This is a genomic window from Arthrobacter sp. HMWF013 (assembly GCF_003061105.1).
Classification (GTDB): Bacteria; Actinomycetota; Actinomycetes; order Actinomycetales; family Micrococcaceae; genus Arthrobacter.
Genome location: NZ_QAIQ01000665.1, coordinates 1 through 7132, shown reverse-complemented (window position 1 = coordinate 7132; position 7132 = coordinate 1). Strand labels below are relative to the sequence as shown.

Sequence of the window (7132 nt, the reverse complement as noted above, 5' to 3'; positions counted from 1 at the left end):
GTCCAGATCGTTGAGCGGCTGGCCGCCAGGCTCCCGGCGGCCAGCCGCTCAACGATCTGGACCTCCAGGCCGCGCGCTGCGGCGTCCGCCAGGAAACGCTGACGTCCGACGGCGGTGCTCCCGTTACCGGCCTGCCCCACCATCAGTCCCGGTACAGCAGAAGGGCTTCGCCCTGCCCGCCGCCCCCGCACAGGGAGACCGCGGCTTTGCCGGTGCCGCGCCGTTTAAGCTCGTGGGCGGCGTGGAGGGCCAGCCTTGCGCCTGATGCACCGATCGGGTGGCCCAGCGCAATGGCGCCGCCGTGGATGTTGCACTGCTCCAGCGGGTAGTCCAGATCCTTGAGCGACTGGACGGCCACGGACCCGAATGCTTCGTTGATTTCAATGAAGTCCAGGTCAGCGGTGCTCCAGCCGGCTCGCGCCAGGGCATCTTTGATCGCGTTTGACGGCTGGGAGTGCAGTGAATTGTCCGGGCCTGCCACCTGCCCGGGCTTTCCGAGGACGGCCAGGTATTCCAGTCCGTTCTCCTCGGCAAACCGGCGCGATGCCAGAACAAGTGCGGAGGCGCCGTCGGACAGGGGGGAGGAGTTGCCGGCCGTGATGGTGCCGTCCGTGACGAACGCGGCGCGCAGCCCGGCGAGGGATTCGATGGACGTGTTGGGCCGTACACCTTCGTCTGCGGAGACGACGATGGGATCGCCCTTGCGCTGCTTGACGCTGATTGGTGCGATCTCGTCGTCGAAGATTCCATTTTTTGCCGCAAGCGCGGCGCGCTGGTGCGACTGGGCTGCCACGTTGTCCTGCGAGGCGCGGTCGATCCCCAGCGCGAGGTTCCTGGTTTCGGTGGACAGGCCCATGGACTGGCCGTCGAAAGCGTCGGTGAGGCCGTCATGGGCAGCCACGTCCAGGGCCTGGATGGCGCCGTAGGTCCAGCCCTGCCGTGAGCCCGGGAGCAGGTGCGGGGCGCGGGTCATGGATTCCTGGCCGCCGGCCACCACCACCGTGGCATCGCCGCTGCGGATCAGCCGGGCGGCGTCAATAACGGCAGTCAGCCCGGACAGGCACACCTTGTTGATGGTGACGGTGGGAACGTTCCAGCCGATGCCTGCGGCGATGGCGCTCTGGCGCGCCGGGTTCTGGCCGGCGCCGGCCTGCAGCACCTGGCCCATGATCACGGCGTCCACCTGGCCGGCGTCGATGCCGCTCGCGGCAACCGCGGCCTTAATAGCGTGTGCACCGAGTTCGACGGCGGTGAAGCCCGCCAGTTGCCCGTTGAGCCGGCCCTGCGGTGTGCGTACCCCGGCCAGGATGACAACGTCAGTGTTGTCTGTGGAATTGCCCATTGTTATCTTCCAACCCTCGTTGTGTTGTTCGATCTGATCCTCTGTAGCCCAAGGCTATCGTGATCACCGTCACCTAATGATCCAAACGCCGGGGCCGTGCAGTGCATTCCGGCCCCGGTCGGGAGAGGGCCTCGGGGGAGAAGTACCCATGCACGGAATGTGCAGGACGCGGCTTGCGTGCGTAGGGTGGACGGCGACGACAACGCAGAACAGACAGCGCACAACAGCCATGGAACAACAGGGAGCAGCATCTTGAAGAAAATCCTCGCCGCGGCGGCCGTCGCTTGCCTCGCCGGACTGACCGGGTGCAGCGTTTCCACTCCAGCCCCGGACAGCACCACGGCGTCCCCGGCCCCTGCTGTTTCCGCCCCCGCAAGCACCCAGGCATCGCCGTCGCGGTCTTCCACAGCGTCGGCTGCGCCCCAGGCCGGCGGGGCCAAGGAGGCATGCGAGCTGTTCAATTCCTTGTACGTCCAGTACCGCGCTGCCGGGAGCGACCCCGAAGCCCATGAGGACGTGTACCGGGCGGCACGCGATGTCAAAGATGACTACTCCGGGAACCTGAAGGCGCTGTTTACCACCCTTGGCGCCCTCGCCATCGACCATTCGTCCGTTGCCGATACCGGCGGCCAGCCGGCCCAGGCATCCAAGGATGCCGTCCGTGACGCCGTCTTTGCGAACGCCGGCGCCTGCACCGCTGAGGGCGTGACGCTGACGCTCTGACGCTTCCGGTTGCAGCCGGTTTGCGGGATCCAGGCAGACAAAAAATCAGTGCTTGCAAAAGGTGCTGAAGTGGGGTAGACACGTTAAGGGTTTTGCCGTATCGTAGATATTTGCGTCTTCCCTGTTTACCTTCAGCCTTCATATAGCGGTGGGCTTTGCCTGGCAGCTGACTATTAACGTGCCGTCAACAACGTCACACAATGGTCAGACCGGGCCCCGGGTCATATAGCGGAACCGGATGGTAGCACTGCAGAGACACTCTGCAGGGTGCACAGCGGGGGAGATCTGAAAACGCCTGAAGGTCTGTGGAAGGATCCCTCTTGGTCGCCTCGAGCACCTCTAATGTAAATAACACTGCCACCGCTATCGCATCGAACACCACTGATGGTGCCACTCGCCGGCTCTCATTCGCAAAGATTCACGAACCTCTTGACGTTCCGAATCTGCTTGCCCTGCAGACAGACAGCTTTGACTGGCTGGTCGGCAATGAACGCTGGCAGGCACGCGTTGCGAAAGCTGTTGAAGAAAACGATCTCAGCGTAGCCACTTCGTCCGGACTCTCGGACATCTTTGAAGAGATCTCCCCGATCGAGGATTTCCAGGGCACCATGTCCCTGAGCTTCTCCGATCCGGAGTTCGCTGATCCCAAATACACCATGGCTGAGTGCAAGGACCGGGACGCAACTTACTCGGCTCCGCTGTACGTCAAGGCCGAGTTCATGAACAACAACACGGGCGAAATCAAGCAGCAGACCGTGTTCATGGGTGACTTCCCGCTGATGACCGAGAAGGGCACCTTCGTTGTCAACGGCACCGAGCGTGTCGTCGTCTCCCAGCTGGTCCGTTCACCGGGCGCCTACTTTGAGCGCACCGCTGACAAGACCAGTGACAAGGACATCTTCACTGCAAAGATCATCCCGTCCCGCGGTGCATGGTTTGAACTCGAGATCGACAAGCGCGATCAGGTCGGCGTCCGCCTCGACCGCAAGCGCAAGCAGTCCGTCACGGTTCTGCTGAAGGCCCTTGGCTGGACCGAAGGCCAGATCCTCGAAGAGTTCGGCCAGTACGACTCCATGCGCGCAACGCTGGAGAAGGACGCCACCGAAACCCGCGAAGACGCGTTGCTGGACATCTACCGGAAGCTGCGACCAGGCGAGCCGCCCACAGTCGAGGCTGCCCAGTCCCTGCTGGACAACCTGTACTTCAACTCCAAGCGCTACGATCTGGCCAAGGTTGGCCGTTACAAGATCAACCGCAAGCTTGGCATCGACCGCTCCCTTGGCGACAAGGAAGCTTCGGTCCTGCACGTTGAAGACATCGTTGCGATGATCAAGTTCCTCGTTGCCCTGCACGCCGGCGAAAAGACCCTCACGGGCAAGCGCGACGGCCAGGACCACGAGCTGCGCGTCGAGATCGATGACATCGACCACTTCGGCAACCGCCGCATCCGCGCCGTCGGCGAGCTCATCGAGAACCAGGTCCGCACCGGCCTGTCCCGTATGGAGCGCGTTGTCCGCGAGCGTATGACCACGCAGGACGTCGAGGCCATCACGCCGCAGACCCTGATCAACATCCGCCCGGTTGTTGCAGCCATCAAGGAGTTCTTCGGAACGTCCCAGCTGTCCCAGTTCATGGACCAGAACAACCCGCTTTCGGGTCTGACCCACAAGCGCCGTCTGTCCGCGCTTGGCCCGGGTGGTCTGTCCCGTGACCGCGCAGGCATGGAAGTCCGCGACGTTCACCCGTCCCACTACGGACGTATGTGCCCCATCGAAACTCCTGAAGGCCCGAACATTGGCCTGATCGGTTCGCTGGCGTCCTACGGCCGCATCAACCCGTTCGGCTTCATCGAGACTCCTTACCGTCTCGTCTCCGAAGGCGTTGTCTCCGATGAGGTCCAGTACCTCACCGCCGACGACGAAGCAGAGGTCCTGATCGCACAGGCCAACGCTCCGCTGGATGAGAACAAGAAGTTCGCCGAAGAGACCGTCCTGGTCCGCGCCCGTGGTGGTGGAGGCGAGCCTGTGCTCGTTCCCGCCGGCGAGGTCGAGTTCATGGACGTTTCCCCGCGCCAGATGGTGTCTGTGGCTACGGCCCTGATCCCGTTCCTGGAGCATGACGATGCAAACCGCGCGCTCATGGGTGCCAACATGCAGCGCCAGGCTGTGCCGCTGGTCCGTTCCGAGGCTCCCTTCGTGGGCACCGGCATGGAGCGCGCCGCCGCCGTCGACGCCGGTGATGTCACCATCGCCAAGAAGGCCGGTGTGGTCACCGAGGTCTCCGCTGAGCTGGTCATCGTGCTTAACGACGACGGCACGGAAACCAACTACCGCATCAACAAGTTCGCACGCTCCAACCAGGGCAACTGCTACAACAACCGCGTCCTGGTCAACGAAGGCCAGCGCCTCGAAGTCGGCGGCATCATCGCCGACGGCCCGGCAACGGACCAGGGCGAGCTCGCCCTCGGTAAGAACCTGCTCGTGGCATTCATGTCATGGGAAGGCCACAACTTCGAGGACGCCATCATCCTCTCGCAGCGCATTGTTGCCGAAGACGTTCTTTCCTCTATCCACATCGAGGAGCACGAGATCGATGCCCGCGACACCAAGCTTGGTGCCGAGGAAATCACCCGTGACATCCCCAACGTGTCCGAGGAAGTCCTGGCAGGCCTGGACGAGCGCGGCATCATCCACATCGGTGCCGAGGTCGAAGCCGGCGACATCCTGGTCGGAAAGGTCACCCCGAAGGGTGAAACCGAACTGACCCCGGAAGAGCGCCTGCTGCGAGCCATCTTCGGTGAGAAGTCCCGCGAAGTGCGCGACACCTCCCTGAAGGTGCCCCACGGCGAGTCCGGCACCGTTATCGGTGTCCGCGTCTTCGACCGCGACCAGGACGACGAGCTGCCCCCCGGCGTGAACCAGCTGGTCCGCGTCTACGTGGCTGCCAAGCGCAAGATCACCGACGGCGACAAGCTCGCCGGCCGTCACGGCAACAAGGGCGTTATCTCCAAGATCCTCCCGATCGAGGACATGCCCTTCCTTGCCGACGGTACCCCCGTTGATATCGTCCTGAACCCGCTGGGTGTTCCGGGCCGTATGAACGTCGGCCAGGTGCTCGAAACGCACCTCGGCTGGGTTGCCAAGACCGGTTGGAAGATCGAAGGCGAGCCGGAGTGGATCAAGCAGCTGCCGAACCTGCCGCGCGAGAGTGGCCAGACCACTGTTGCAACGCCGGTGTTCGACGGCGCCCGTGAAGAAGAAATCACCGGCCTGCTGGACTCCACCAACGTGACCCGCGACGGCGACCGCCTGATCAACTCCTCCGGCAAGACCCGCTTGTTCGACGGCCGCTCCGGCGAGCCGTTCCCGGATCCGATCTCGGTCGGCTACATGTACATCCTGAAGCTCCACCACCTGGTGGACGACAAGATCCACGCCCGCTCCACCGGCCCGTATTCCATGATCACGCAGCAGCCGCTGGGTGGTAAGGCGCAGTTCGGTGGCCAGCGCTTCGGTGAAATGGAAGTGTGGGCGCTCGAAGCTTACGGCGCCGCCTACACGCTCCAGGAACTGCTCACGATCAAGTCCGATGACATCCATGGTCGTGTGAAGGTCTACGAAGCAATCGTCAAGGGCGAGAACATCCCTGAGCCGGGCGTTCCTGAGTCCTTCAAGGTCTTGATCAAGGAAATGCAGTCGCTGTGCCTGAACGTGGAAGTACTTTCCACGGACGGAACCACAATTGAAATGCGTGACTCTGATGACGCAGTCTTCACGGCTGCGGAAGAACTGGGCATCGATCTGTCTCGTGCAGAGCCCAGTTCCGTAGAAGAGGTCTAGTCAGGGGGTGTACGACGGCGGGTGACCACCCGCCGTCGTACGCCACCTCCCTCTTCCCGTAACCCAAGACTTCAGAATTTAGAGAACAAGAGAGAACAGGGACCATATGTCCAGCGAATCCTCCTTCGGCCTCATGCAGATCGGCCTCGCCACCGCGGATGACATCCGTGGCTGGTCTTACGGCGAGGTTAAGAAGCCGGAAACCATCAACTACCGCACGCTCAAGCCCGAGAAGGACGGCCTCTTCTGCGAGAAGATCTTCGGCCCTTCCCGCGACTGGGAATGCTACTGCGGTAAGTACAAGCGCGTGCGCTTCAAGGGCATCATCTGCGAGCGGTGTGGCGTTGAAGTCACCCGCGCAAAGGTCCGCCGTGAGCGCATGGGCCACATCGAGCTGGCCGCCCCGGTCACGCACATCTGGTACTTCAAGGGTGTTCCGTCCCGCCTGGGCTACCTCCTTGACCTGGCGCCGAAGGACCTCGAAAAGGTCATCTACTTCGCTGCCTACATGATCACCAGCGTTGACGCTGATGCACGCCACGAGGAACTGCCCAACCTTCAGGTTGAGCACGACATCGAGAAGAAGCAGCTGATCGACAACCGCGACTCCGATATCGCCACGATCGCCCGTGACCTCGAAAACGAGATCGCGCGCCTCGAAGGTGAAGGTGCCAAGGCTGCCGACAAGAAGAAGGCCCGCGACTCCGCCGACCGCCAGATGGCCAACGTGCGTAAGCGCGCTGACGCTGAGATCGAGCGCCTCGAGCAGGTCTGGGACCGCTTCAAGAACCTCAAGGTCGCTGACCTCGAAGGCGACGAAGGCCTCTACCGCGAGCTGCGCGACCGCTACGGCATGTACTTCGAAGGCTCCATGGGTGCCGAAGCGATCAAGAAGCGTCTTGAGAACTTCGACATGCAGGCCGAGTCGGACCTGCTGCGCGACATCATCGCCAACGGCAAGGGCCAGCGCAAGACCCGCGCCCTGAAGCGCCTGAAGGTGGTCAACGCGTTCCTGACCACCAGCAACAGCCCGCTTGGCATGGTTCTGGACGCCGTCCCGGTGATTCCGCCGGAACTGCGCCCGATGGTCCAGCTGGACGGTGGCCGCTTCGCGACCTCCGACCTCAACGACCTCTACCGCCGTGTGATCAACCGCAACAACCGGCTCAAGCGACTGCTTGACCTGGGCGCTCCGGAGATCATCGTCAACAACGAGAAGCGCATGCTT

General features: G+C 62.8%; 3 protein-coding genes and 1 pseudogene. 3 read left to right on the top strand and 1 reads right to left on the bottom strand.

All coding sequences use genetic code 11. From position 1 onward, the window contains the following. Positions 1-142: 142 nt before the first annotated feature. Entirely contained in the window at positions 143-1342 is a 1200-nt protein-coding gene (locus DBR22_RS21710; protein ID WP_108600687.1) for an acetyl-CoA C-acetyltransferase, read from the bottom strand. 252 nt (positions 1343-1594) lie between these two features. On the opposite strand from DBR22_RS21710, the gene DBR22_RS21705 reads away from it, so the two are divergent. The 3 genes and pseudogenes from DBR22_RS21705 to DBR22_RS21695 form a co-directional block, all read left to right on the top strand. Next, positions 1595-2065 carry a hypothetical protein gene (locus DBR22_RS21705; protein ID WP_108600690.1) on the top strand — a complete coding sequence of 157 codons (471 nt, stop codon included), beginning with the start codon at positions 1595-1597 and terminating at the stop codon, positions 2063-2065. 320 nt (positions 2066-2385) lie between these two features. Then, on the top strand, positions 2386-5904 hold the full coding sequence (rpoB, locus tag DBR22_RS21700; RefSeq protein WP_108600689.1) for a DNA-directed RNA polymerase subunit beta: 3519 nt from the start codon (positions 2386-2388) through the stop codon (positions 5902-5904). A gap of 106 nt (positions 5905-6010) precedes the next feature. Continuing rightward, a pseudogene (locus DBR22_RS21695) lies at positions 6011-7132 on the top strand (DNA-directed RNA polymerase subunit beta'); the annotation flags it as partial.